We start from the raw sequence: 24,342 nt of genomic DNA, 5'->3' as shown, positions 1-24,342 counted from the left end.
AGGGGCGTTTAAACATGGAAGACCACCAACTGTTAGAACTTGACGAGCAAAAAGGCGGGCTTGGGAAAGTCGAAATCTCTCCAGAAGTCATTGAAGTGATTGCCGGGATCGCGACACAGGAAGTGGAAGGTGTGGCTGCCCTAAGAGGCAACTTTGCTGCTGATGTAGCCGAACGCCTTGGGAGAAAGAACCATGGAAAAGGCGTTAAAGTGGAACTAACGGAAGAAGGCATTATTGTCGACGTATCCATTATTATTTCCTATGGCGCGGCTGTGCCGGAAGTAGCCAAATTAATCCAGCTTAATATTCAACAAGCGCTGGAAACAATGACGGCGATTCGCTTAAATCAAATCAATGTCCATGTCGTCGGTGTTTACTTTGAGTCCCCAGAAGCACAAAACTCAGTGGATAACGACTACGAATAAGCGCCTTGAGACTTGATTCGAAAAACTTGATCAGGCTAATAGAAAACGCTTGTCAACCACAACGTATGCGAGCGTTTGTCTACAGTCTGAAAAACCGGCTACTGCCGGTTTTTTCTGTTTTTACGTCGCCGCTGATTTGCGCTATACTAAACAAGACAAATCATAAAGGAGTTAATTATGAACCGACGTGTAGCAAGGCTGCGAGCTGTGCAAACACTCTACCAGCTGACTTTAATTGATATCAACGTGGACAAAGCGATCGAAAATACGCTAAATGATGAAGAAGAACCGAGCGAATTTTACAATACGCTTGTCCATGGGACGCTTGAACACCAAGATGAAATTGACGGGTATTTAAGCGAAAATTTAAAGGGGTATACGCTTGACCGACTGGGCCACGTTGACCGGGCAATCGCCCGCATGGGGCTGTTTGAGATGTTGTATTTAGACGATATCCCTGTAAATGTAACGTTGAATGAAGCAATTGAGCTTGCAAAAGCATTTGGCGGGACTGATGCGGGGCGTTTTATCAATGGGGTATTGTCCAATTCATATGATATGGCAATGAAAAACAAATAAATTAGGAGGCTCGTGGGATGGCTGGAAATGCTGGTGTCGCTGAAGCTTGGACAGTAAGCGAAGCGACACGTTACATTAAGCAATTGTTAGAAGACGATCCCCATTTGCCTGAAATATGGATACGCGGCGAACTTTCCAATTTTAAACAGCATACGCGGGGCCATATGTATTTTACAATCAAGGATGAAGGATCGAGAATGCAAGCTGTCATGTTTGCTGGCTATAACCGCTTCCTCCGCTTTAAGCCTGAGAATGGCATGAATGTGCTCATTCGCGGTGAAATCAATGTGTACGAGCCATATGGGCAGTACCAATTTTACGCCAAAGAAATGCAGCCTGACGGCATCGGCAGTTTGTTTGCCGAGTACGAGCGTTTAAAGAAAGCGCTTGAGGCAGAAGGGCTATTTGCCGAGGAACGTAAGCGCCCGATTCCCCGTTTTCCAACGCATATTGCGATTATTACGTCGCCAACAGGTGCTGTGATCCGTGATATGATGACGACATTAAAACGGCGCTATCCGCAAATACGCGTGACGCTTTTTCCTGTACTTGTCCAAGGAGAAGGGGCGCCCCTTTCCATCAGCCGCGCGCTGGAACAGGCAAGCATGGCCAATATATTTGATGTCGTCATTGTCGCCAGGGGCGGTGGCTCGATTGAAGAGTTGTGGGCTTTCAACGAAGAAATGGTGGCTCGGGCGATTGCAGAAGCTGCTGTTCCTGTCATTTCGGCTGTCGGCCATGAAACAGACTTTACGATCAGCGATTTTGCAGCTGACAGACGGGCTCCCACTCCTACGGCGGCAGCAGAATTTGCAGTGCCTGATGCCCGTGAACTAATGGAGCATATCGGCCATTTGAAAAAGCGGCTAGAACGTTCGCTTGTCGAGCAAGTGAAAACAAGACGGAGAGAGCTAGAGCGGCTGAAACGCTCCTATGCGTTTCGTTACCCTGTCCAGCTCGTCCACCAAAAAGAACAGCAACTTGACGGGCTAATGGAACGGTTAAACCGGGCCATGCAAATAAAATTGGAGCAAAAGACACTGGCGTTTAAACATATGAACCAAGCCATTCTTCGTCAACATCCTGCTACCAGGGTGAGCCAATTGCAAAAAGAACGACGGCAAAACCATGCCCGTCTCGTTCGAGCAATGGCGGCAGAGACGCAAAGGAAACGGCAAAGCCTGTCTGCCGTAATCCAACAACTTCAGCTCTTAAGCCCGCTAGCAGTAATGGACAGAGGCTATTCGCTCGTTTACAAAGACGAGGCGTTAGTAAAGACGGCAAAAGACGTGGAGATTGAAGACGATATCGTAGTGAAACTGGCAGATGGAAACTTACACTGCCAAGTAGTGGGGAAACGAGAAATGAAAAATGGAGGTGAATCAAATGGCTGAAACAAAGGATTTGCCGTTTGAGGAGGCCATGAGGCAGTTGGAATGGCTCGTGGAAAAACTAGAGGAAGGCAATGTCCCTCTCGAACAAGCAATTGATATGTTTAAGGAAGGCATGGACTTATCGCAAAGCTGTCATGAAAAATTACTGAAAGTCGAGAAGCAGCTTGACCAAATTATGCATGAGGATGGGGAACTGGTTGAAGCGAATTTAGAAGAGGAGGCAAACGAGTGAGCGCATTGTTCCAAACGTTCTTAGAAGAGGCTAGGCAGCTTGTCGACAAAAAGTTGCCTGAATACGTGCGGGAGTTAGAGGCTGAGCACCGGTTAAAGGAAGCGATGCTTTACTCACTCGAAGCAGGCGGCAAACGAGTGCGTCCTGTGTTGTTGTTGGCTGTGTTGGAGGCATATAACCAACCGATTTTACATGGCCTCGACACAGCGTGCGCAATTGAAATGGTACATACCTATTCTCTCGTTCACGACGATTTGCCTGCGATGGATGACGATGACTTACGCCGGGGCCAGCCAACGAATCATAAAGTATTCGGAGAAGCAACAGCGATTCTTGCCGGCGACGCTCTATTGACACAAAGTTTCGCCTTGATTGCCAATGCCGACGCTCCCCTTTCGGCAAAAACAAAAGTTTCGATCATTGCTGCTCTCTCTAAAGCGGCTGGCGCTAGCGGCATGGTTGGCGGGCAGCTTGCGGACATGTTTGCGGAAGGAAAACAGCTTACCGTTGAACAGCTTGCCAACGTTCATAAGCGCAAAACGGGCGAATTGTTGGCTTTTTCAATCGAAGCAGGAGCGCTTATTGCCGGGGTGTCAAACGAGGAACGGAGCAAATTAAACGAATTTGGACAGGAGATTGGGTTATTATTCCAAATTAAGGACGACATTCTTGATGTAGAAGGCGATTCAATCGCCATCGGTAAGCCTGTTGGCAGTGACGCTGTCAATAATAAAAGCACGTATCCAGGGCTTCTTGGCCTTGATGGAGCGAAAACAATGCTTCACACTCATTATGATCGGGCTTTACAAGTACTCGATGAGCTTCATTTGCGGGGGACGTTGCTCGAGGATTTGGCTAAGTACATCGTTACACGTGACCATTAAACACCAAACAGGGAAAAGAGAAAGCTGGAAGGAAGATCGAACGGCTTTATACAACGAGGCAAACGACGACGTATGGGAGCGTTTGCCTGCAGTCTGAACCAACCTGGAGCCGGTTGGTTTTTTTTATGAACAGCGATCGTAGGTTATTGCTGTTCTTTCCGTCCATCTTTTTGTTATAATTGCCTAAACAAAGACAAGACTCATTCTCCGGTAACAGCGATTGATTTGTAGGAGAGAAGCAGAACAGAAAATGGGGGTTTCAGCGATGAACCTTGAAGAAATCCAAGACCCGAGCTTTTTAAAGAACTATTCGAATAAACAATTGGAAGAGCTTGCTGCAGACATACGTCGTTTTTTGATCGAAAAACTTTCGGCGACAGGCGGCCATATTGGACCGAACTTAGGGGTAGTTGAGTTGACACTTGCGCTCCACCAGCTTTTTGACAGCCCGAAAGATAAGTTGCTATGGGACGTAGGCCACCAAGCATATGTGCATAAAATTTTGACTGGGCGCGCACCTCAATTTGACACACTCCGCCAATACAAAGGCTTATGCGGCTTTCCAAAACGTACGGAAAGCGAGCATGATGTTTGGGAGACGGGACATAGCTCCACTTCTTTGTCAGGGGCAATGGGAATGGCGACAGCCCGGGATTTAAAAGGAACCAATGAAAACATTGTGGCGATTATAGGCGATGGTGCCCTTACAGGGGGCATGGCCCTGGAAGCATTAAACCATATTGGCCATGAACAGAAACATTTAATTGTTGTCTTAAATGACAATGAAATGTCAATTGCACCTAATGTCGGTGCATTGCACAGCATTCTTGGCCGCTTGCGTACGGCTGGGAAATACCAAAAAGCAAAAGAGGACTTGGAAACGATTATCCGCAAAATCCCAGCCTTTGGCGGGAAACTTGCAGATACGGCCGAACGATTAAAGGACAGCTTAAAGTATTTAATGGTATCAGGCATGTTTTTTGAAGAAATGGGGTTCACTTATTTAGGACCTGTAGATGGGCATGACTTAGACGATTTAAAACACCAGCTAAGCTATGCGAAAAAAACATCAGGACCAGTATTGGTGCACGTGCTAACGAAAAAAGGCAAAGGCTATAAACCAGCAGAAGAAGATGCGACAGGAGCTTGGCACGGGACAGGGCCGTACAAGATGGAAAGCGGTGAAATGGTGAAAAAGCCTGGACCGCCAAGCTATCCGAGCGTTTTTGCAAACACATTAAAACGAATTGCCCGCGAAGATGAACGGGTTGTAGCGATTACGCCAGCCATGCCAGGAGGCTCAAAGCTCGACTTGTTTGCTGAGGAGTTTCCTGATCGCATGTTTGATGTCGGCATTGCTGAGCAACATGCAGCCACGATGTCGGCTGGCCTTGCGACACAAGGAATGAAGCCTGTTTATGCTGTCTACTCAACCTTTTTGCAACGTGGCTATGACCAAGTCGTCCATGACATTTGCCGGCAAAACTTAAATGTGCTTATTGCGATTGACCGTGCTGGCCTTGTTGGTGCTGATGGGGAAACACACCAAGGCGTATTCGATATTGCGTTTTTGCGGTCATTGCCAAATATAACGATTTTAAACCCAAAAGATGAAAACGAGTTCCAGCATATGCTCTATACAGGCATTTGCTACGACGACGGCCCAATTGCGATCCGCTATCCCCGTGGAAATGGCACAGGCGTGAAAATGGACGCTAGCCTTTCAAGGCTGCCAATTGGCAAATGGAATGTGCTCCAAGAAGGCACAGATGCCGCTATTCTCACTTTTGGCACGATGATCCCAGTGGCAGAAAAAGCGCTGGCGCAATTAAAACAAGCAGGCTATAACATTCGTCTCATTAATGCGAACTCTGTTAAACCACTTGACGAGAAATTGCTTGAAGCGCTTGCTGAAGAAGAGCTGCCCCTGCTGACCATCGAGGAATCTGTCCTTCAAGGCGGCTTTGGCAGTGCTGTACTTGAGTTTTACAATGAGAAAGGCATGCACGTGGAATTGAAGCGGATGGGCATTCCTGATTATTTTGTTGAGCATGGGAGCGTAAGTGAGCTCTATCAAGAAGTTGGATTAACGCCAGAGCGGATTGCCGACACGCTCATTAGCATGTTGCCGCAAAAGCGGAAGAGGGCCTAAGCGAATGGCAGTGAAAGAACGCCTTGATGTTCTCCTCGTTGAAAGGGGACTATGTGAGACAAGGGAAAAAGCAAAACGAACGATCATGGCCGGGCTTGTCTATAGTGACTCCGAGAGGCTTGACAAGCCGGGCATGAAAGTAGCCGTTGATATGCCGCTGCGTATTAAAGGAGAACAAATGCCTTACGTGAGCCGGGGCGGCTTAAAGCTGGAAAAAGCGCTGCAGACGTTCGATTTTCCTATCGCCGGAAAAGTCGGCCTTGACATTGGCGCGTCCACTGGCGGTTTTACTGACTGCGCCTTGCAGCATGGAGCGGAGCACATGTATGCCGTTGATGTTGGCTATAACCAGCTTGCTTGGAAAATTCGTCAGGACGAACGTGTGACGGTGATGGAAAGGATGAATTTCCGCCACGCTGTACCTAGTGATTTTGGCAACGGCATTCCCCAGTTTGCGACGATCGATGTGTCCTTTATTTCTTTGCGTTTAATGTTGCCGCCGCTTTTTGCAATTATCGCTACCGGCGGGGATGTATGCGCCCTTATAAAGCCGCAGTTTGAGGCAGGGAAGGACCAAGTTGGGAAAAAAGGGATTGTCCGCGACCCGGCTATTCATGAACAAGTGATTGAAAGCATCGCCGCTTTTAGCTGTTCGATTGGATTTGATGTTGTCAATTTAAGCTATTCGCCCATTACGGGCGGTGAAGGCAACATCGAATTTTTAATCCATTTGCAAAAAGGCAGTGGGCGCATGGATATACAAGAGGGAGTCATTCGCCAAGTCGTTGAGTCCTCCCAACGTTTAAAAAACCATTAAAAAACAAAGGAAAGCCAAGCTGGCAGCAGAACGGGCAAGCTTGCCAACCGGCCGCCATGCTGGATATCTTGGAGAAGGCAGCGGCATGCGGCCTTCTTTTTTTGTAGATAAGCAAGTGTATCAATCTTGCCGAAAGCGGGCAAACCGTAGATAATATAAAAAAGACGTTGTTCGTTGCAAAAATTGAATTTAATTTGAGGTAAGGTGAGGGCATGAATAAAGGGCAACGCCATATTAAAATACGGGAAATCATTACCAATTATGAAATTGAAACACAGGATGACTTAGTGGATCGGCTAAAAAGCGATGGCTACAATGTCACGCAAGCCACGGTTTCTCGTGATATCAAAGAACTTCATTTAGTAAAAGTACCGTTGCAAGACGGGCGTTATAAATATAGCCTGCCTGCAGACCAAAAATTCAACCCACAGCAAAAGCTGAAGCGGATTTTAACCGACAGTTTTATTAGTATTGATCGTACAGGCAACCTTGTCGTCATGAAGGCGATGCCAGGCAATGCGAACGCCATCGCTGTTCTAATTGATAATTTGGATTGGAACGAATTAATGGGGACGATTTGTGGAGATGACACGATTTTAATTATTTGCCGTACCGAGCGAGATGGACAAGTTGTAACAGAACGGTTCTTGAATATGCTTTGAGGAAGGTGGCGAGAGGATGTTAATGGAACTGTCGATAAAAAATTTTGCCATTATCCGCTCTTTAACAGTCCCTTTTGAAAAAGGGTTGACCGTGTTGACTGGGGAGACGGGCGCAGGCAAGTCCATTATCATCGATGCAATCGCATTATTGTTAGGCGGGAGAGGGTCAGCCGAGTTTGTCCGCTTTGGCGAAAAACGAGCCGAAATTGAGGGCTTGTTTGCGATTGGCGAGAACCACCCGGCTCTAAAAAAACTCGACCCAATTGGCGTTGAATGCGAAGAAGGAATGCTCATTCTCCGGCGTGATATTACAGACGCTGGAAAAAGCATTTGCCGGATAAATGGCAAGCTGACAACGATTGGCATGTTGCGGGAAGTCGGGCAGACATTAATCGATATGCACGGCCAGCATGAGCACCAGTCATTAATGCGGATAGAAGAACATGTTGAACTATTAGACAGTTTCGGTGGCGAGGCCTTAAAAAAAACGCGTGCTGAGTATACAAGGTTGTTTAATGAAGTCCAAAAAATGACGGACCGGATCAACAGTTTAAATCAAAATTCGCAAGAAATGGCAAGAAAAGCCGATTTGTATGCGTATCAACTACAAGAAATCGAACAAGCGAAGTTAACGCCAGGAGAAGACGAAGAGTTGCTGGCTAAACGTTATAAACTAGCCAATAGTGAGAAGCTTTATGAGGCCTTAACCCGTAGTTATGAACATATGTACGGCGAGGAACGAGGCCTGGATTACATGAGCGGCATGCTTTCCCACTTAGAAACTGCTGCCTCGATTGACAAGGAATTAGCGCCTTTATATGAACAAATGTCTTCAAGCTACTATATGCTTGAAGAAGGTACGTATGCGATTCGTGAAGCGATTGAAGCAATTGATTTTGATCCCGAAACACTTGCGTTTATTGAAACGAGGCTTGCTGAAATCGACAAGTTGAAACGCAAATATGGTGATTCGGTTGAAACGATATTGGAATATGCCGCCACGATTGAGGAAGAGCTGGAAGCGATAGAACATAAGGATGACCGGTTAGCGAATTTAACCGAAAAACGCGACGCCCTTGTAGAGGACTTGTTGCTTGAAGCGGAAGCATTAACTGATTTGCGCAAGGCGGCAGCAGCTGAATTGATGGAAGCGATTGAAAAACAGCTGCAGGACCTGTATATGGAAAAAGCGCAGTTTCAAGTAGCGATTGAGCCTTATCCAAATAAAGAAGATCTATCTAGCTTAAAACGGTTAGGCCAAGACCGAATTGAATTTATGATTTCGGCGAATCCAGGTGAACCGTTAAAACCTCTTGCGAAAGTCGCTTCTGGAGGGGAATTGTCGCGGATTATGCTAGCGCTGAAGTCCGTTTTTTCCGCAAAAGAAGGAATGACCTCTGTCATCTTTGATGAAGTGGATACGGGCGTGAGTGGCAGAGTCGCCCAGGCGATAGGTGAAAAAATCCAACGAATATCTGCTGGCTCACAGGTGTTATGTATTTCTCATTTGCCACAAGTGGCAGCATTAGCTGACCACCATTTGTATATTTCCAAAACCGAAATCGATAACCGCGTGTTCACAAGCGTCAAGGTTTTAAATGAAAACGAAAAAGTGGACGAACTGGCACGGATGCTTTCTGGCGTCGAAGTGACAGATTTGACCAGGAAAAATGCAGAAGAATTGCTCGCGCTTGCTCAAACAAAAAAAATGTAGAAAAGCTACCCATTTTGGGTGGCTTTTTTCTCTTTTGCATGGTTATAAATATGGCCGTAGGAGGCAACATTAATAGTACAGCCAGCATGGAGGTGTGGGTTGGGAGCGAGGAGTGAAACGTTTGAGAAAAGAGGGTGTACGATATGTAATTGGCGTCTTGCTTTTTTTATGTGTGGTAGGGCTAGGTTTTTCACCACAAGTAAGGCAATTTGTCAATACGCCTGTTGACCTGACCATATTTGAAGGAAGCAATGCTGTTATTGAAATGGCTGGCGCAACTGCTAAAGGCCATGTTGTTATTAAGGAACAAGATAACCGCACTTATTTGCATGGCAAATCGCCTGGCAGCGAAGAAGTTCTTGTAAAGGCTGGCCCGTGGCCAGTTAAAGCGATTGACGTTTCTGTTTTACCGAGCATAAAAGTGATTCCTGGCGGTCAGTCGATTGGCGTCAAACTAAACACGGAAGGCGTCTTAGTCGTTGGCCACCATTTGATTGAAACGGCAAAGGGACAAAAATCACCTGGGGAATTTGCTGGAATTGAAGTGGGTGACCGGATTACGAAAATCAACGGCATCAAAATGCACTCAATGAATGAAGTGGCTAAGCTTGTTCAAGATGCCGGGGAAGCAAACAAAGAACTGACGATAGAAGTACTCCGCAATGAAAAACCAATTAAAACGGTTCTTAAACCAGAAAGAGCAAAAGGCGACCATTTGTACCGTTTAGGCCTCTATATTCGTGATTCTGCAGCGGGTGTTGGGACAATGACTTTTTATGAACCACAAAGCATGAAATATGGGGCGCTGGGCCATGTGATTTCGGACGTCGACACCCGTAAGCCGATTTCGGTTCACGATGGGCAAATTATGCGCTCTTCTGTCACATCGATCTCAAAAGGGCTCCATGGCGAACCTGGCGAAAAGTTGGCGAGCATTGCGAAAGACCAAGACATTCTTGGCACCATTAGCAAAAACAGTTCTTTTGGCGTATTTGGGCAACTGGATCAAAAAGCGAAGATGAAAAATGGCTTGTATGACGAACCGATGGCAATTACCACAGCAGATGAAGTGAAAGAAGGGCCTGCCAAAATCCTAACCGTTCTCGAAGGGGAAGAAGTCGAACAGTTTGATGTTGAAATCGTCAGCAGCGTGGCTCAAAATGGGCCTGCGACAAAGGGAATGGTCATTAAAGTGACCGATAAAAAATTGTTGCAAGAGACAGGCGGCATTGTGCAGGGGATGAGCGGGAGCCCGATTATTCAAGACGGCAAATTGATTGGCGCAGTAACGCATGTATTTGTCAATGACCCGACAAGCGGTTATGGCTGCCACATTGGTTGGATGCTGGAAGAAGCCGGCATTCATACAGGATTGCTTGAAGCTAAAGCGAGTTAATTACTCGTTTTAGCTTCTTTTCGTGTAAAATCCTTTTATTCCTATTTTTTGTGCGCCATTCTTTGATACAATGGTACTGGACAATTTATGTCGAACAAATGGGATTTTAGGAGAATACGGTCTATTTTAAATTATTTAAAGGATTGCAGCCATCCTTGTCGAATCGATTACATACACCAAAAGGAATTGGGGGAAAACGAGATGAGCAACGTTACAGTCTGCATTGCAGATGATAACCGCGAATTAGTCCATTTATTGAGTGAATATGTAGGTGCTCAACCAGATATGGAAGTAATCGGAACGGCCTTTAATGGGCAAGAATGTTTAACGGTTGTAGAAGAAAAAATGCCAGATGTACTACTGCTTGACATCATTATGCCCCATTTGGATGGGCTAGCTGTGCTGGAACGTTTAAGTCAACGGGAGAAAAAGCCACAAATTATCATGTTGACTGCTTTTGGCCAAGAAGATGTAACGAAAAGAGCCGTCGATTTTGGCGCTTCCTATTATGTATTAAAACCGTTTGATATGGATGCGTTAATGGAGAAGATCAGGGAGATAGGCGGCAGCAAAAAAGCGAAGCGGACAAGAACATCCTCTTTGTCGTTTCATACTGCTCATCGCCCTGAAGACAGGCAAATCAACTTGGATGCGAGCATTACAAGCATCATTCATGAAATTGGTGTTCCAGCGCATATAAAAGGGTACATGTATTTGCGTGAAGCGATTACGATGGTTTATAAAGACATTGAACTTCTTGGCTCGATCACAAAAGTGCTTTATCCGGACATCGCTAAGAAATTCAACACGACAGCGAGCCGAGTCGAACGGGCTATCCGCCATGCGATTGAAGTTGCGTGGAGCAGAGGAAACATTGACTCCATTTCAAATTTATTTGGCTATACAGTAAGCCAGTCAAAGGCCAAACCAACCAACTCTGAATTTATTGCAATGGTTGCTGACAAGCTACGGATTGAACATAAGGTGAGTTGAAACTTGAATAGGCAAGAAACCAAGCGCTTAAGCCGAAGTGTCTTGGTTTTTTTGCGTAAAAAGAACGAATGGGCCCATACTAAAGGAGAGGTGGTGGCTATGACACTTACAAAAAGGAAGATGTTCTTTCCCCTATTGTCGGAAAGGACAAATCGAAAGAACCCATTAAGTACAAAGGCAGAACGAGCTAATGCGGGCAATCAATGGTTGTGTGCGAAAGACGTTCGTCCATTAAAGCGTGTCGATCCTAAATGATTACATTGTTTTTATTATTGCCGCTCCTTTCCATTGCCCTGAATATTGGTTTTGCTGATGCTGGATGGGCATTATCAGACAGCGGTGGCAAAAGGAAAATGCCATTTAGCCTAGGGGCTTTTATATTATTTAGCTATGCTGCTTTATGCAGCCAACTAGCGGGGTCGGTGGCCTTTTTTTCTTATTTGCCGTTAGCGTACGCCACGCTTGTTTGGGCAATTGGTTTTTATTATGATTGGCGCAAGAGCACCGATATCACGAGAAACGTTTTCGTTTGGAATGATCCACTAATTCTTCTTGGGATTTTAGCCGCTATGTTGTTCGCTTGGCAGATGACAAGCATGGCTAGCTTCTGGCATTGGCTCATTGCAATTGCGTTGTTGGTGATGCTTCCTTACACCGGACAAAAAATGAACAAACATCCACTTTTCTTATGGAAAGCCAGCTTCTGTTTTCTTGTTGTTGTCTTTTTCGTCATCGAGACGCCTCAATTCGCCGACGTATTATACGTTGTCACTGTGTTTTATATTGCTTTTGTAATGGAGGGAGAACGTGAAGCTTGTTTTGGTACAAGCGGGGCGTTGTTTCTCGGAAGCATGGCGGCGATTTGGGCCATATCTACCCATTCTTTGACACTGCAATTTGCTTGTTTAGCCGTATCCATATTTTTGGCGTATATACCGTTGACACAACTGCCTAGCAGAATAGGTGTTTTTCGCTGGATGGGCGAATTAGGAATAAACAAGCATGAATAAAAAGCATAACGAGCTCGCTATGCTTTTTTTCGCGTAAATGAACGAGTGACTTTTCCTCGTTTTTTATCACGGTGAAAAATAAAACCGGCCAAAAACCACATCCCTAACGCAAAAAAGAGCAATCCTGCCAAAAACTGAACCCAAATGGCCGGATAAGGCGGTTGTTGAATAAAGAAAAAGGCGTCGCGCATTAGCTTGATTCCATAGCCAGCGCCGATAATCGGAATAAGCAATATGCATAAAGCGATCACTCTGCCCATGATATCCCAACTTTCAAAAAGTCGCTTTGTTTCTGGAGTATTCTTTCTCTATTGTAAAGGAGTTTGCCAAAAAAGTACATGTATTAGTTGCATCCTGGGCGTAATTGTACGATACTTAAAGAACTAATAGCAGCGTATATGACCAAGTCCTAATTTTGGGGTGATAGAGTGAACAGCGCAATTTTTGTAGGCTCTGGCAATGAATCAAAACAGTTGCTAGCCGTGCTTTTGCAATTAGAATTGTTTACGTCAATCGCAGTAATATCAAATGATGCCCCGATTCAAGTGCTTGCCAAAAAGCATCGACTGCCTTGTTACCCTGATGCACAAGAAGGGATACAACCAGCCGACGTTGCTATTAGCGATGATCCGCGCTGGGATTCATTCTGTGTAAAAAGATGGACGTTCCAAATGGCGTGGGAAAAAGTGCTGGAAGCAATCAAAGACGACTTGCTCATGAAAAAAGCAATTCATGCGATTCAAGACGGGATGATTGTTGTCAATCGTTTTGCCCAAGTTCAATTTATGAATGAAGCCGCAGCACATATGGCTGGCGTTGAACTTGCTAAAGCAATTGGCAAGCCAATTCAAACACTTTTGCCTTCGAGCGGCTTACCACGGGTGATCGAAACACAACAACCGGAGTATAACCAATTGCATGAATTTGATAATGGCACGGTTATTGTCACGACGCGTGTGCCCCTTATTTTTGGCGGCGCGTGTAGCGGCGCAATTGCAGTCTTTAAAGATGTGACGGAAGCGACGCAATTGGCCGAGCAAGTCACGGACTTGCGTAGCATTCAAACGATGCTCGAAGCAATCATAAATTCATCCAACGATGCGATTTCAGTCGTTGATGAGAACGGGACAGGCTTAATGGTTAATCCCGCTTATACAAAGCTGACTGGGCTTGACAGCGATCAAATAATCGGTCAGCCGGCAACAGCTGACATCTCTGAAGGGGAAAGCATCCATATGCAAGTGTTGCGGACGAAAAAACCTGTCCGTGGGGCACGGTTGAAATTAGGGCCCCATAAAAAAGATGTCATCGTGAATGTAGCCCCTGTAGTTGTTGATGGCGAACTGAAAGGAAGCATCGGTGTCATCCATGATGTGTCTGAATTGAATCGCCTATCGTCCCAGTTACAACATGCACAAAAACGGCTGGCAACATTGGAGGCGACCTATTCCTTTTCCGAAATTGTCGGCACTTCGAAAGAAATGGCCTTTGCGATTGAACAAGCAAAGCGCGGCGCGAAAACGTCGTTTCCTATTTTGCTGTTAGGGGAAACAGGTACAGGGAAAGAATTGTTTGCCCATGCGATACATAACGAAAGCGAACGGAAAGGGCAGCCATTTGTTCGCGTAAATTGTGCAGCATTGACTGAGACGCTGCTTGAGTCAGAGCTGTTTGGCTATGAACAAGGTGCTTTCTCAGGAGCATTAAAGTCTGGGAAGAAAGGGTTGTTTGAAGAAGCAGAGCATGGCAGCATTTTTTTAGACGAAATTGGAGAAATGTCTCCTAATACACAAGCCAAACTGCTGCGTGTTTTACAAGAACAGGAAATCGTCCGGGTCGGTGGCACAAAGCCCATTCCTATCCATGTCCGTGTTATCGCTGCCACAAATGTCGATTTAGAGGGAGCAATTCGTGAAAGACGATTTCGAGAAGATTTGTATTACCGGCTGAATAAATTGCCAATCCGGATTCCCCCTTTGCGTGAGCGGCTAAGTGATTTGCCTGCGTTAATTGACCATCTTCTTAGAAAGTTAAATTTAGATTATGGCCATAACATCCAGTCGATTTCAAAACTTGTTCTTTCCCGTTTTGAAGGGTATTATTGGCCGGGGAATGTTCGCGAACTTGAAAATGTCCTCGCCCGTTCGATGATTTACATGGACCTTGGCGCGACAGAATTAACAGATGTCTCGCTGCCCCAGGAATTTGGCCAGTCAGGCAAAAGGGAAGAAAGCGATGCTGCAGCTCCAAAACAACTTCAGGCGTTTTTAGCTGAAAAAGAAAAGGAACATTTGCGACGTACGCTTGCTGAAGTAGATGGTGTAAAGACAGAAGCGGCGAAACTACTTGGGATTTCCATTCGCTCGCTCTATTACAAGCTTGAAAAATACAACCTCGCATAATTTTGCCTGCAAAAATATGCATGCCTGCAAAAACGTGCAGGAAATAGCAGCCAATGTTAGGTATTTTTATCCCTAAAAGATTGGCATATCTTTTGCATGTTTGTTTAAGGACCAAGCGGCAATAGAGCCATAGCTTGAGTGAAGGGGGACCAAAACATGGAATTATTTGCAAAGATGGTAGAGCGCGATTACGAACAAGTAGTCGTGTGTCAAGATAAAACGTCAGGATTAAAAGCAATCATTGCGATTCATGACACCACACTTGGGCCTGCGTTAGGGGGAACAAGAATGTGGAAATACGCCACGGAAGAGGAAGCGATTGAAGATGTGCTCCGTCTGGCTAGAGGGATGACGTATAAAAACGCCGCTGCTGGGCTGAATTTGGGCGGAGGAAAAGCTGTGATTATTGGCGATCCACGCTCAGATAAAAATGAGGAAATGTTCCGGGCGTTTGGCCGCTATATCCAAGGGCTTAATGGCCGTTACATTACAGCTGAGGATGTGGGCACGACCGTTGAAGATATGGATATGATCCATCAGGAAACAGACTATGTGACCGGGATTTCGCCGGCATTTGGCGCTTCGGGAAATCCTTCTCCAGTGACCGCTTATGGTGTTTATGTAGGGATGAAAGCGGCAGCGAAAGAAGGGTTTGGTTCTGAGGACTTAGCTGGGAAGACGATAGCAGTCCAAGGAGTAGGCAATGTTGCTTACAATCTCTGCAAATACCTCCATAAAGATGGAGCTGAGCTGATTGTAACCGATATTCATAAACCGTCTGTAGAGAGGGCTGTTGCCGATTTTGGTGCTACTGCCGTTGATCCAACTGAGATTTACAGCATCAAATGCGATATTTTCGCGCCATGCGCCCTTGGAGGCGTCATTAACGATGATTCCCTTGCCAAGCTGAAGGCATCAGTCATTGCCGGTGCTGCTAACAATCAGCTTAAAGAAGAAAAGCATGGTGTTCGCCTGCAAGAAATGGGGATCGTATATGCTCCTGATTACGTTATTAATGCTGGCGGCGTCATTAATGTAGCGGATGAGCTAAACGGATATAATCGTGACCGGGCATTTAAAAAAGTCGAGGGCATTTATGATAATGTCGCCCGTGTGTTTGAAATTGCCAAGGAAGAAAATATCCCAACGTTTCAAGCGGCTGACCGTATGGCCGAGCAGCGGATCGAGCGGGTCCGTTATGCAAGAGGGACGTTTTTGCAAAATGAGCATCACATCCTTTCGAGGAAAAAGTAAGCAGGAAGAGGTGGGCTAAATGGCGGAAAACTACGACCTTGTCATTGTCGGAGGCGGCATTGGTGGCTATGTGAGCGCAATTCGCGCCGCCCAAGAAGGGTTGAAAACAGCGCTCGTGGAACAAGCATTGCTAGGAGGCACATGCTTGCATAAAGGCTGCATCCCAAGTAAAGCATTGCTAAGAAGCGCGGAAGTGCTGCGCACCGCCAAAGAAGCAAGCGTGTTTGGCGTCGCAACGGGACCAGTCGCATTTGATTTTGCCGGTGCGCAAAAACGGAAACAAGAGATTGTTGATCGTTTAGCGCAAGGGGTAAAGGCGTTAATGTCAAAAGGGAAAATCGATGTGTACGAAGGAAGAGGGCGGATGCTCGGGCCATCGATTTTTTCGCCGAGTCCAGGCACCATATCAGTTGATTTGGCTAATGGCGACAATCAAATGCTTATTGGCAAAAATGTCATTTTGGCAACAGGGTCGGTACCAAGACCACTTCCGCATACACCCTTTGATGGCAAACAAATTTTAAGCTCCGATGACGTTTTGCAGCTAAAAGAGCTACCCGCGTCGATGGTGATTGTTGGCGGCGGTGTGATTGGGATTGAATGGGCTTCAATGCTTGTTGACTTTGGCGTCAGCGTCACCGTTGTCGAAGCAAGTGAAACGATTTTGCCAACAGCAGATCAAGCGGTAGCGGCAGAAATGGAAAAACAGCTGAAAGCGCGAGGGGTCGTGTTTTATACGAACGCCCAATTAGATGAACAAACGGTGGCCACGACAAGTTCAGGCATAAAGGCGACTGTGCACCAAAATCAAGAAGAACATACCATTGAAGCAGATAAAATGCTTGTCGCCATCGGCCGTGTCGCCAATGTCTCTGACATTGGCATTGACAATACAGACATCGCCTTGGCACATGGCTGCATTGCTGTAAATGAATATGGGCAAACAAAGGAATCACACATTTATGCCGTTGGCGACTGTGTCGGCGGTTTGCAGCTTGCCCATGTCGCTGCCCATGAAGGCATTGCCGCTGTTTCCCATATCATTGGCAAACAGGTCGAACCAGTTGATCCGCTTGCTGTTCCTTCATGTGTGTACAGTTTTCCTGAAGCGGCACAAGTGGGAATGACAGAAACGCAGGCGAGAGAAGCAGGCCATGCTGTGAAAATTGGAACATTTCCGTTTGCGATGAACGGCAAAGCCCTTATTCATGGCGAGGCAGGCGGTTTTGTCAAATTGATTGCCGATAAAGACACAAGCGATTTATTAGGCGTCCATATTATTGGCACGCACGCAACGGATTTAATTAGTGAAGCGGCGCTTGCAAAATTCCTTGATGCAGCGGACTTTGAGCTAGCAGAAACCGTACACCCGCACCCGACTTTAGCAGAAGCGATCGGCGAAGCGGCGCTGGCAGTTGATGGGTATGCAATCCATAAGTAGAGGGGATGGGAAGATGACGAACAAAAAACATGAAACGCTTGGATTAAGCGATGCTGAAGTGGTGGAAATGTACAAGACGATGTTGCTTGCAAGACGAATTGATGAGCGGATGTGGCTCTTAAATCGGGCCGGTAAAATCCCATTCGTCATTTCCTGCCAAGGTCAAGAAGCGGCCCAAGTCGGCGCTGCCTTTGCCTTAAATCGCGATGTTGATTACGTTCTCCCGTACTATCGCGATATGGGCGTGGTGCTGGCATTTGGCATGTCAGCGAGAGATTTGATGCTTTCTGGCTTTGCGAAAGCGGAAGATCCAAGTTCCGGCGGCCGGCAAATGCCAGGGCATTTCGGTCAGAAGAAAAACCGGATCGTCACTGGTTCTTCTCCCGTGACCACACAAGTCCCCCATGCGGTCGGGATCTCACTTGCGGGCAGGCTAGAGGGCAAGAATTTCGTCACGTTGACAACGTTTGGCGAAGGATCGTCTAACCAAGGTGACTTTCATGAAGGGGCCAACTTTGCCGGCGTCCATAAACTTCCTGTCATTTTTATGTGTGAAAACAACAAATACGCCATTAGCGTCCCAATTGAAAAGCAATTAGCATGCGAGCATGTCGCAGACCGGGCAGTAGGCTACGGGATGCCAGGGGTAACGGTGGACGGCAACGACCCTCTTGCCGTATATGAAGCAGTCAAAACAGCAGCGGACAGGGCACGGCGTGGGGAAGGACCTTCTTTGATCGAAACCGTTTCTTACCGCTTGACACCTCATTCAAGCGATGACGATGACCGCGCTTATCGCTCACGGGAAGAAGTGGCAAAAGCAAAAGAAAAAGACCCGCTTGCCACATTTGCAACCTATTTATTAGAGTCAGGAACAATCGATGCCACTGGAATGGAAACGTTGGAAGAAGAAGTGAAACAAATCGTCGACGAAGCAACTGATTATGCGGAAAAGGCTGCTTATGCTGCCCCGGAAACCGCTTATTTGCATGTGTATAGCGAGGAGGCAAACTAATGGCCGTAATGTCCTATATAGAGGCTGTCACAAGAGCACTCGAAGAGGAAATGGAAAAAGATAAACGCGTATTTGTGCTTGGGGAAGATGTCGGCAAACGCGGCGGCGTTTTCCGGGCGACAAAAGGGTTATATGAACGCTTCGGTGAAGAACGCGTCATTGACACGCCCCTTGCGGAATCAGCGATCGCTGGTGTGGCAATTGGCGCAGCCATGTACGGCATGCGGCCAGTCGCAGAAATGCAGTTTGCTGATTTTATTATGCCAGCTTTTAACCAAATTATTTCGGAAGCAGCCAAAATCCGTTATCGCTCCAACAATGATTGGTCATGCCCAGTGACGATTCGTGCTCCTTATGGTGGCGGCATTCACGGCGCCCTTTACCATTCGCAAAGCATTGAAGCACTGTTTTCAAGTACGCCAGGGCTGAAAGTGGTGATGCCTTCGACTCCTTACGATGTCAAAGGTCTTTTGAAAGCGTCGATTCAACTCGATGATCCAGTATTGTTTTTAGAACATAAACGGGCTTACCGATTAATTAAAGGCGAAGTGCCTGAAGAGGAATACACGTTGCCAATTGGCAAAGCTGATGTAAAACGGGAAGGAGACGATGTGACGGTCATTACGTATGGATTGGCTGTCCATTTCGCCTTGCAAGCGGCTGAAAGACTAGAAAAAGATGGAATTTCGACCCATATTCTCGATTTGCGCACTGTTTATCCGCTTGACCAGGAAGCGATTAAAGCAGCAGCAAGCAAAACAGGAAAAGTCTTGCTTATCACAGAAGACAATAAAGAGGGCAGTGTCCTTGGTGAAGTAGCCGCTATTATTGCGGAACATTGCCTATTTGATTTAGATGCGCCAATTGAGCGTCTGGCCGGGCCTGACATCCCAGCCATGCCTTATGCGCCTACGCTAGAAAAAGAATTTATGATTAACCCTGATAAAGTGGAGCGTGCGATCCGCAAACTTGCTGAGTTTTAAGGAGGTAGAACCGTGGCGACAAAAATGACGATGCCTCAATTAGGCGAAAGCGTAACGGAAGGGACGATCAGCAGGTGGCTAGTTGGACCAGGCGACACCGTCCAAAAGTATGAGCCGATTGCTGAAGTGTTAACGGATAAAGTGAGCGCAGAAATTCCTTCCTCCTATACAGGTACGATTGAACAGTTGCTTGTTGACGAAAATGAAACAGTTGCTGTCGGCGTTGACATTTGCACCATTGTAGAAGAAGCGAGCAGCGAGGCCGAGGAAAGCAACAAGGAAATCAAAACGGAACAAAAGCCTAATCCCCCGGCGAAAGAGCAAACAAAAGCGGAAGCTAGCCAAAAAAGCCGTTATTCGCCAGCTGTTGTCCGATTGGCCCAAGAACATGGGCTCGACCTTACGACCATTTCTGGAAGCGGCAGAGGCGGACGCATTACAAGGAAAGACGTTGAAGCTTATATCGCTGGCAACCATACACCGGAGCCGCAACAACCGCCAGCGCAGGCAAAGCAACAGGAACCCGTTCGCAGCACACCTTCTCAAGCAATAGCAGCCCACGACCAGGAAATCCCAGTCACAGGTGTACGCAAAGCGATTGCTGAAAACATGGTTAAAAGCAAAATGGAAGTGCCTCATGCTTGGACAATGGTGGAAGTGGACGTAACCAATCTCGTCAAGCTCCGTGATAAGAAAAAGGCCGCATTTAAAGAACAAGAGGGGATTTCGCTAACGTATTTTCCTTTTTTCATGAAAGCATGCGTCGAAGCGCTAAAAGAATTTCCAGAAATCAACGCCCAATGGAACGGCACAACCATCGTCCGCAAAAAAGACATCAATCTTTCGTTAGCGGTGGCAACGGAGGATGCTTTGTACGTTCCTGTTATTCATCAGGCCGATGAGTTAACAATAAAAGGGCTGGCCAAAAAAGCCGATGAATTGGCGAAAAAAGCACGCACTGGGAAATTGACTGGAGCCGACATGCAAGGAGGAACGTTTACGCTCAACAATACAGGCTCGTTTGGATCAATCTTGTCACAGCCCATTATAAACAGCCCCCAAGCAGCGATCCTTTCAGTCGAATCAATTGTCAAGCGCCCCGTTGTCCGCGAAACGGAAGAAGGCGACGTCATTGCGATTCGCCATATGGTCAACTTGTGCTTGTCGCTGGACCACCGTGTGTTAGACGGCCTCGTTTGCGGCCGGTTCCTCGCATCGATGAAACGTCGGTTAGAACAAATGAACGAGGATTCGACATCCATTTATTAACCAAGCAGTTCCTGGCAGCTTAAGTCTACAAAATGGGGACCACGGAAACGCATTGCTTGTGAAATAAAAGCGAGCAGCTTACAATAAGGTCAGAACAAAAAGGAGGGCGAAACATGCAACAGTTTAATTTTTTTATGAATGACGTCGTCCAAGAGGCGCGCAATGATATGGTTCACGCTGGTTATACGGAACTAAAAACCGCTGAAGAAGTCGAAGAGGTATTAACACAAAAAGGAACAACGCTCGTGATGGTCAATTCCGTATGCGGGTGCGCAGGCGGGATTGCCCGCCCAGCGGCAGCTTATATGAAAAATTACGAAACACAACCTGATCGTTTTGTAACTGTATTTGCTGGCCAAGATAAAGAAGCGACGGCACGGGCGCGTGAGTTCTTTACAGGATATGGACCATCTTCGCCTTCATTTGCATTGCTAAAAGACGGCCAAATCCAAACAATGGTTGAGCGCCATGAAATTGAAGGCCATGAGCCAATTGAAGTGGTGCAGAAGCTAGAACAGGCAGTCGACACGTACTGCAAATAAGCCGTTTTGGCATAGTCAGACATCGAGCAAAAACGCTTATACAGAACTCATAAGCGAGTACGCTGAAACGGTGTGCATAGGGCCTTTCCTTACAAGGGAAGGCCTTTATTTTTGCTGTAGGTCAATGCTTCAAATGCGCTTGGCAAACATGAACTTAAGATGGCAAGCAAGCAGTGCATATGCTATAATGGCAAAGTGTAAAGGGGTGTTTCTAGTGCAAGCACAGTATGAACGAATCCAACAATATTTAAATATGGATGAGGAAATTTCATTTAAAGAATTTCAAAACTTCTACAAAGAAGTGATCAATGAATTAAGCAAAGCCCATCAAGGAATGGACGAGGCTACATTGTGGAAAGCGCTATTTGTCGTTGAAAATATTATCTCCAATGCTGATGGGCGCGCCAAAGAGACAAAGGGAGCAGAAGCAAAAAAATACAGCAAAATGTCCCAGCGCTTGCAGCTCTATGCGAAAAATTTCGGCGTACGACTAGGCGAAGCAGGCTATACAGAAGAAGATATTAATGAACGTTTCCAGCAAATGTTTGCTGAAGGAGAAGAAGCAGCCAAGTTGTCATAATAAAAAAGAGGGAGAAATGGATTGTTGACAGCTCCCTCTCAATCAAGTATACTTATACATGTCGTTAAAATACTTATAGGCGCCTATGGTGAAATGGGATATCACACGAGATTCCGGTTCTCGCGTTGTGGGTTCGAATCCTGCTAGGCGCGTCTTTTAAAAAACACATCACTGATGTGTTTTTTTATTTTGGCAAACCGTGATCAGAAAAGCAGACAAAAAGCCCATTCTCCGTTTCGAATGGGCTTTGTCTATTAGAGTAATCCAACCATTTTTAAGCCATGATCAATGCCATTTTCATGCACAGGCTTTGTTACGTAGCGAGCTTGTGCTTTCACTTTTTCAGGCGCATTGCCCATTGCTACTCCATGCTCAACAAATGAAAGCATTTCTAAATCATTTAATTGGTCGCCGAAAGCATAAACATTGGCCAAGTCTATGTTTGCACGCTGAACAAATTTGGCAATGCCATTTGCTTTTGAACCTTCGCGAGGCAGCACATCGACAGACAGTGGATGCCAGCGGACGAAGCGAAGCGCTGGAAAGCGAGTTTCATAGTCTTTTTCTTCGCCTTCCTCACAAAAGAGCAATGCTTGATGGAGCGGTTGCTCGTTGTATAAATCAGGATTGTATTGGGGCAAGTCAATTTTTAATGTCTTGATGCTTTTAATCACATAAGGGTGGTCTTCACGGTTAGAGGTATACGTTTTTGAACCCATAAACACTAGAGGGTGCTCCTGCGAAGACGCATAACGCTCCATCTCGGTAAATGCGTCCATATCAAGCGTGTTTTCGTAAATCAATTCCCCTTTAAAGACGACGTATTGGCCATTAAAGCAAATATATGAATCGATCTCTAGTTCTTCGCGCAATTCCTTAAAAAAGTAAGGCGCGCGCCCTGTGGCAATGGCCACTTCATGTCCTTTCTCTTTTAAAGCAGCGATCGCTTGCTTTGTTGATTGCGGCAGGCGCTTCTCTTCATCTAGCAACGTACCGTCAATATCAAAAAAAATAGTTGCTCTCTCCATCCGATCGATTCCTCCTTCACTCTGTCAATGAAAACAATACATGACTCGATTTTGCCTGTCAAATGCGATACAGGGGGTTAATAGGCACTGCTGGCGGGTAAGATGATAATAAAAGGAGTGATTCGTATGCCAGCATATAAAGTTGTGCTCAGTTTTATTGACGGGACGATGGATGAGTGGCTCTTTGAAGAAAACCCCAATTTAAAAATTAGCGAGTGGACAAAGCAACAAACAGGATGGGTTAATATCCAAGGAACGTATGTAAATACCAATACGGTAAAGCGGATTGAGACGATTGAAATTGATGAGCAGACGGATCGATAACTTTTTACTTCTGCCCTTAAGGCATGTATACTAACAAGAAAACGGGTATGAGGTGAAAAGGTTGGAAGAGCAAGTCACAGACCGGACGAGACATCGCCATACAACAGATAAAGCAAAATTGCAAAACCGCTTAAAACGGATTGAAGGCCAAGTGCGCGGCGTCCAAAAAATGATTGAAGAAGACCGCTATTGCGTCGATGTCCTTGTACAACTTTCGGCAATCCAAGCCGCACTGAAAAAAGTAAGCATGCATATGCTTGAAGACCATTCCAAACATTGCGTGGCAGATGCGATTAAAAAAGGCGACGGCGACGAAGCCATTTCAGAATTAATGGATATCATCAGCCGCTTTTCAAAATAAGCTGCTGATTTTTTGTGCACCCTATATACCTAACGGGGGTATTGTGTTATGCTAAATAGAACAACGAAAAGGAGTGAGTAGGATGGCAACAATAACCCTTTCTGTGTCAGGAATGTCGTGCAACCATTGTGTAACAGCGATTCAAACTGCGGTTGGCGAACTAAACGGCGTAAAAGAAGTCAATGTATCTCTCGACAAAAATGAAGTAGCCGTTTCCTACGATGAAACAGCGGTGGCTGAAGACAAAATCAAGGCAGAAATCGAAGACCAGGGGTACGAAGTCAATTAGGCTCCTGAAGGCAAAAAAAACCGCAGCTTGTCCGCTGCGGTTCGTTTTTTACTCCATTTCCTCCCGAAGGAGAGAAAAGACGAGTTGGTCGACGTAACGGTTGCTTTTATATAACGCTCCGCGCAACCTGCCTTCCTGCATGAATCCAAGTTTATGTAAAGCATGAATAGAACGGTCATTATCCGGTTCGATATAAGCCTCGACTCGATGAAGACGGCGTGTCCGAAAGCCATCCGCTAAAATACAACGCAATGCTTCGGACGCATAACCTTTGCCCCAATAAGGTTTCCCAAGTTCATAGCTAATTTTCGCACTATGGTGTTCTGTTTGAAAGGTTTCAAACCCGCATGTGCCAATAATGTGACCCGTGTCCTTTAGTTTGATTACGTACCGCGAAGCTTTTCCTTCTGCCATTTCTTTCACAATCGTGCGGATCAGCGAACGCGCTTCATCAATCGTCCGGAGTGTGTCAATTTTCATATACCTTGTCACGCGCACGTCAGACCAATAAGGAAACAACGCTTCTGCATCACCTTCTAAAAGTTTACGCAAAACCAAGCGAGGGGTTTCAAAACGACTTTCACTGTCCACCAGTG

Annotated in this window: 26 protein-coding genes and 1 tRNA gene; 24 read left to right on the top strand and 3 right to left on the bottom strand. The window is 46.1% G+C overall.

Annotated elements, in window-relative coordinates:
- Positions 1 to 14: 14 nt before the first annotated feature.
- The 12 genes from BUC05_RS05960 to BUC05_RS05895 all read left to right on the top strand — a co-directional run bounded on the left by BUC05_RS05960 (position 15) and on the right by BUC05_RS05895 (position 12,258).
- Positions 15 to 425, top strand: a complete 411-nt coding sequence (locus BUC05_RS05960) for an Asp23/Gls24 family envelope stress response protein (RefSeq protein WP_011247310.1) — start codon at positions 15 to 17, stop codon at positions 423 to 425.
- A gap of 177 nt (positions 426 to 602) precedes the next feature.
- On the top strand, positions 603 to 1,004 hold the full coding sequence (gene nusB, locus BUC05_RS05955; protein WP_011247309.1) for a transcription antitermination factor NusB: 402 nt from the start codon (positions 603 to 605) through the stop codon (positions 1,002 to 1,004).
- A 17-nt stretch (positions 1,005 to 1,021) separates the two neighbouring features.
- Positions 1,022 to 2,398 carry an exodeoxyribonuclease VII large subunit gene (xseA, locus tag BUC05_RS05950; protein WP_011247308.1) on the top strand — a complete coding sequence of 459 codons (1,377 nt, stop codon included), beginning with the start codon at positions 1,022 to 1,024 and terminating at the stop codon, positions 2,396 to 2,398.
- Positions 2,391 to 2,630 (top strand): exodeoxyribonuclease VII small subunit, encoded by a 240-nt coding sequence (xseB, locus tag BUC05_RS05945; RefSeq protein WP_011247307.1) that lies wholly within the window; start codon positions 2,391 to 2,393, stop codon positions 2,628 to 2,630. Before xseA ends, xseB begins: the two co-directional genes overlap by 8 nt.
- On the top strand, positions 2,627 to 3,514 hold the full coding sequence (locus BUC05_RS05940; RefSeq protein ID WP_011247306.1) for a polyprenyl synthetase family protein: 888 nt from the start codon (positions 2,627 to 2,629) through the stop codon (positions 3,512 to 3,514). Before xseB ends, BUC05_RS05940 begins: the two co-directional genes overlap by 4 nt.
- A gap of 265 nt (positions 3,515 to 3,779) precedes the next feature.
- Positions 3,780 to 5,666 carry a 1-deoxy-D-xylulose-5-phosphate synthase gene (dxs, locus tag BUC05_RS05935; protein ID WP_011247305.1) on the top strand — a complete coding sequence of 629 codons (1,887 nt, stop codon included), beginning with the start codon at positions 3,780 to 3,782 and terminating at the stop codon, positions 5,664 to 5,666.
- A 4-nt stretch (positions 5,667 to 5,670) separates the two neighbouring features.
- Entirely contained in the window at positions 5,671 to 6,483 is an 813-nt protein-coding gene (locus BUC05_RS05930) for a TlyA family RNA methyltransferase (protein WP_011247304.1), read from the top strand.
- 212 nt (positions 6,484 to 6,695) lie between these two features.
- Positions 6,696 to 7,145 carry a transcriptional regulator AhrC/ArgR gene (gene ahrC / locus BUC05_RS05920; protein WP_011247303.1) on the top strand — a complete coding sequence of 150 codons (450 nt, stop codon included), beginning with the start codon at positions 6,696 to 6,698 and terminating at the stop codon, positions 7,143 to 7,145.
- 16 nt (positions 7,146 to 7,161) lie between these two features.
- Complete coding sequence (gene recN / locus BUC05_RS05915; protein ID WP_011247302.1) at positions 7,162 to 8,859, top strand: DNA repair protein RecN; 1,698 nt, start codon at positions 7,162 to 7,164, stop codon at positions 8,857 to 8,859.
- Positions 8,860 to 8,980: 121 nt separating this feature from the next.
- Positions 8,981 to 10,255 carry a SpoIVB peptidase gene (gene spoIVB, locus BUC05_RS05910; protein ID WP_011247301.1) on the top strand — a complete coding sequence of 425 codons (1,275 nt, stop codon included), beginning with the start codon at positions 8,981 to 8,983 and terminating at the stop codon, positions 10,253 to 10,255.
- A 201-nt stretch (positions 10,256 to 10,456) separates the two neighbouring features.
- Positions 10,457 to 11,248: a sporulation transcription factor Spo0A gene (gene spo0A / locus BUC05_RS05905; RefSeq protein ID WP_011247300.1), complete on the top strand. Its 792-nt coding sequence runs from the start codon at positions 10,457 to 10,459 to the stop codon at positions 11,246 to 11,248.
- Positions 11,249 to 11,499: 251 nt separating this feature from the next.
- The gene (locus tag BUC05_RS05895) at positions 11,500 to 12,258 is read left to right on the top strand and encodes a hypothetical protein (protein WP_073304294.1); all 759 of its coding nucleotides are present in this window, start codon (positions 11,500 to 11,502) and stop codon (positions 12,256 to 12,258) included.
- A 17-nt stretch (positions 12,259 to 12,275) separates the two neighbouring features.
- Here BUC05_RS05895 and BUC05_RS05890 read toward each other — a convergent pair whose 3' ends face one another.
- Complete coding sequence (locus tag BUC05_RS05890; protein ID WP_011247298.1) at positions 12,276 to 12,518, bottom strand: DUF2627 domain-containing protein; 243 nt, start codon at positions 12,516 to 12,518, stop codon at positions 12,276 to 12,278.
- A 168-nt stretch (positions 12,519 to 12,686) separates the two neighbouring features.
- On the opposite strand from BUC05_RS05890, the gene BUC05_RS05885 reads away from it, so the two are divergent.
- The 9 genes from BUC05_RS05885 (at position 12,687) to BUC05_RS05845 (ending at position 21,896) form a co-directional block, all read left to right on the top strand.
- Positions 12,687 to 14,660 carry a sigma-54 interaction domain-containing protein gene (locus BUC05_RS05885; RefSeq protein WP_073304292.1) on the top strand — a complete coding sequence of 658 codons (1,974 nt, stop codon included), beginning with the start codon at positions 12,687 to 12,689 and terminating at the stop codon, positions 14,658 to 14,660.
- 156 nt (positions 14,661 to 14,816) lie between these two features.
- Positions 14,817 to 15,914: a Glu/Leu/Phe/Val family dehydrogenase gene (locus tag BUC05_RS05880; RefSeq protein WP_011247296.1), complete on the top strand. Its 1,098-nt coding sequence runs from the start codon at positions 14,817 to 14,819 to the stop codon at positions 15,912 to 15,914.
- A gap of 19 nt (positions 15,915 to 15,933) precedes the next feature.
- A complete protein-coding gene (lpdA, locus tag BUC05_RS05875; protein ID WP_011247295.1) occupies positions 15,934 to 17,355 on the top strand; it encodes a dihydrolipoyl dehydrogenase in 1,422 nt (473 codons plus the stop codon).
- A 13-nt stretch (positions 17,356 to 17,368) separates the two neighbouring features.
- Positions 17,369 to 18,370, top strand: coding sequence for a thiamine pyrophosphate-dependent dehydrogenase E1 component subunit alpha (locus BUC05_RS05870; RefSeq protein ID WP_011247294.1), 1,002 nt, complete (start codon positions 17,369 to 17,371; stop codon positions 18,368 to 18,370).
- Complete coding sequence (locus BUC05_RS05865) at positions 18,370 to 19,353, top strand: alpha-ketoacid dehydrogenase subunit beta (protein ID WP_011247293.1); 984 nt, start codon at positions 18,370 to 18,372, stop codon at positions 19,351 to 19,353. The genes BUC05_RS05870 and BUC05_RS05865 overlap by 1 nt, the downstream gene beginning before the upstream one ends.
- 24 nt (positions 19,354 to 19,377) lie before the next feature.
- A complete protein-coding gene (locus BUC05_RS05860; protein WP_063608476.1) occupies positions 19,378 to 20,622 on the top strand; it encodes a dihydrolipoamide acetyltransferase family protein in 1,245 nt (414 codons plus the stop codon).
- Positions 20,623 to 20,735: 113 nt separating this feature from the next.
- Entirely contained in the window at positions 20,736 to 21,164 is a 429-nt protein-coding gene (locus tag BUC05_RS05855; RefSeq protein ID WP_011247291.1) for a BrxA/BrxB family bacilliredoxin, read from the top strand.
- A gap of 214 nt (positions 21,165 to 21,378) precedes the next feature.
- Positions 21,379 to 21,744 (top strand): hypothetical protein, encoded by a 366-nt coding sequence (locus BUC05_RS05850; protein ID WP_035201643.1) that lies wholly within the window; start codon positions 21,379 to 21,381, stop codon positions 21,742 to 21,744.
- Between the two features lie 79 nt (positions 21,745 to 21,823).
- Positions 21,824 to 21,896 (top strand) — tRNA-Arg (locus BUC05_RS05845).
- A gap of 102 nt (positions 21,897 to 21,998) precedes the next feature.
- On the opposite strand, the gene BUC05_RS05840 is transcribed toward BUC05_RS05845, so the two are convergent.
- A complete protein-coding gene (locus tag BUC05_RS05840) occupies positions 21,999 to 22,772 on the bottom strand; it encodes a Cof-type HAD-IIB family hydrolase (RefSeq protein WP_063608415.1) in 774 nt (257 codons plus the stop codon).
- A gap of 126 nt (positions 22,773 to 22,898) precedes the next feature.
- Here BUC05_RS05840 and BUC05_RS05835 point away from each other — a divergent pair, with 126 nt between their 5' ends.
- The 3 genes from BUC05_RS05835 (at position 22,899) to copZ (ending at position 23,746) form a co-directional block, all read left to right on the top strand.
- The gene (locus BUC05_RS05835) at positions 22,899 to 23,096 is read left to right on the top strand and encodes a hypothetical protein (RefSeq protein WP_011247288.1); all 198 of its coding nucleotides are present in this window, start codon (positions 22,899 to 22,901) and stop codon (positions 23,094 to 23,096) included.
- Between the two features lie 61 nt (positions 23,097 to 23,157).
- Complete coding sequence (locus BUC05_RS05830) at positions 23,158 to 23,457, top strand: metal-sensing transcriptional repressor (protein ID WP_011247287.1); 300 nt, start codon at positions 23,158 to 23,160, stop codon at positions 23,455 to 23,457.
- Positions 23,458 to 23,539: 82 nt separating this feature from the next.
- Entirely contained in the window at positions 23,540 to 23,746 is a 207-nt protein-coding gene (gene copZ / locus BUC05_RS05825) for a copper chaperone CopZ (protein WP_011247286.1), read from the top strand.
- A 48-nt stretch (positions 23,747 to 23,794) separates the two neighbouring features.
- Here copZ and BUC05_RS05820 read toward each other — a convergent pair whose 3' ends face one another.
- Positions 23,795 to 24,337 (bottom strand): GNAT family N-acetyltransferase, encoded by a 543-nt coding sequence (locus tag BUC05_RS05820; protein WP_035201637.1) that lies wholly within the window; start codon positions 24,335 to 24,337, stop codon positions 23,795 to 23,797.
- Positions 24,338 to 24,342: the final 5 nt, after the last annotated feature.

The sequence above is a fragment of the Shouchella rhizosphaerae genome, from assembly GCF_900142675.1.
Lineage (GTDB): Bacteria > Bacillota > Bacilli > Bacillales > Bacillaceae_D > Shouchella > Shouchella rhizosphaerae.
The sequence above is the reverse complement of the archived record's forward strand: the minus strand, read 5'-3'. Positions and strand labels throughout refer to the sequence as shown.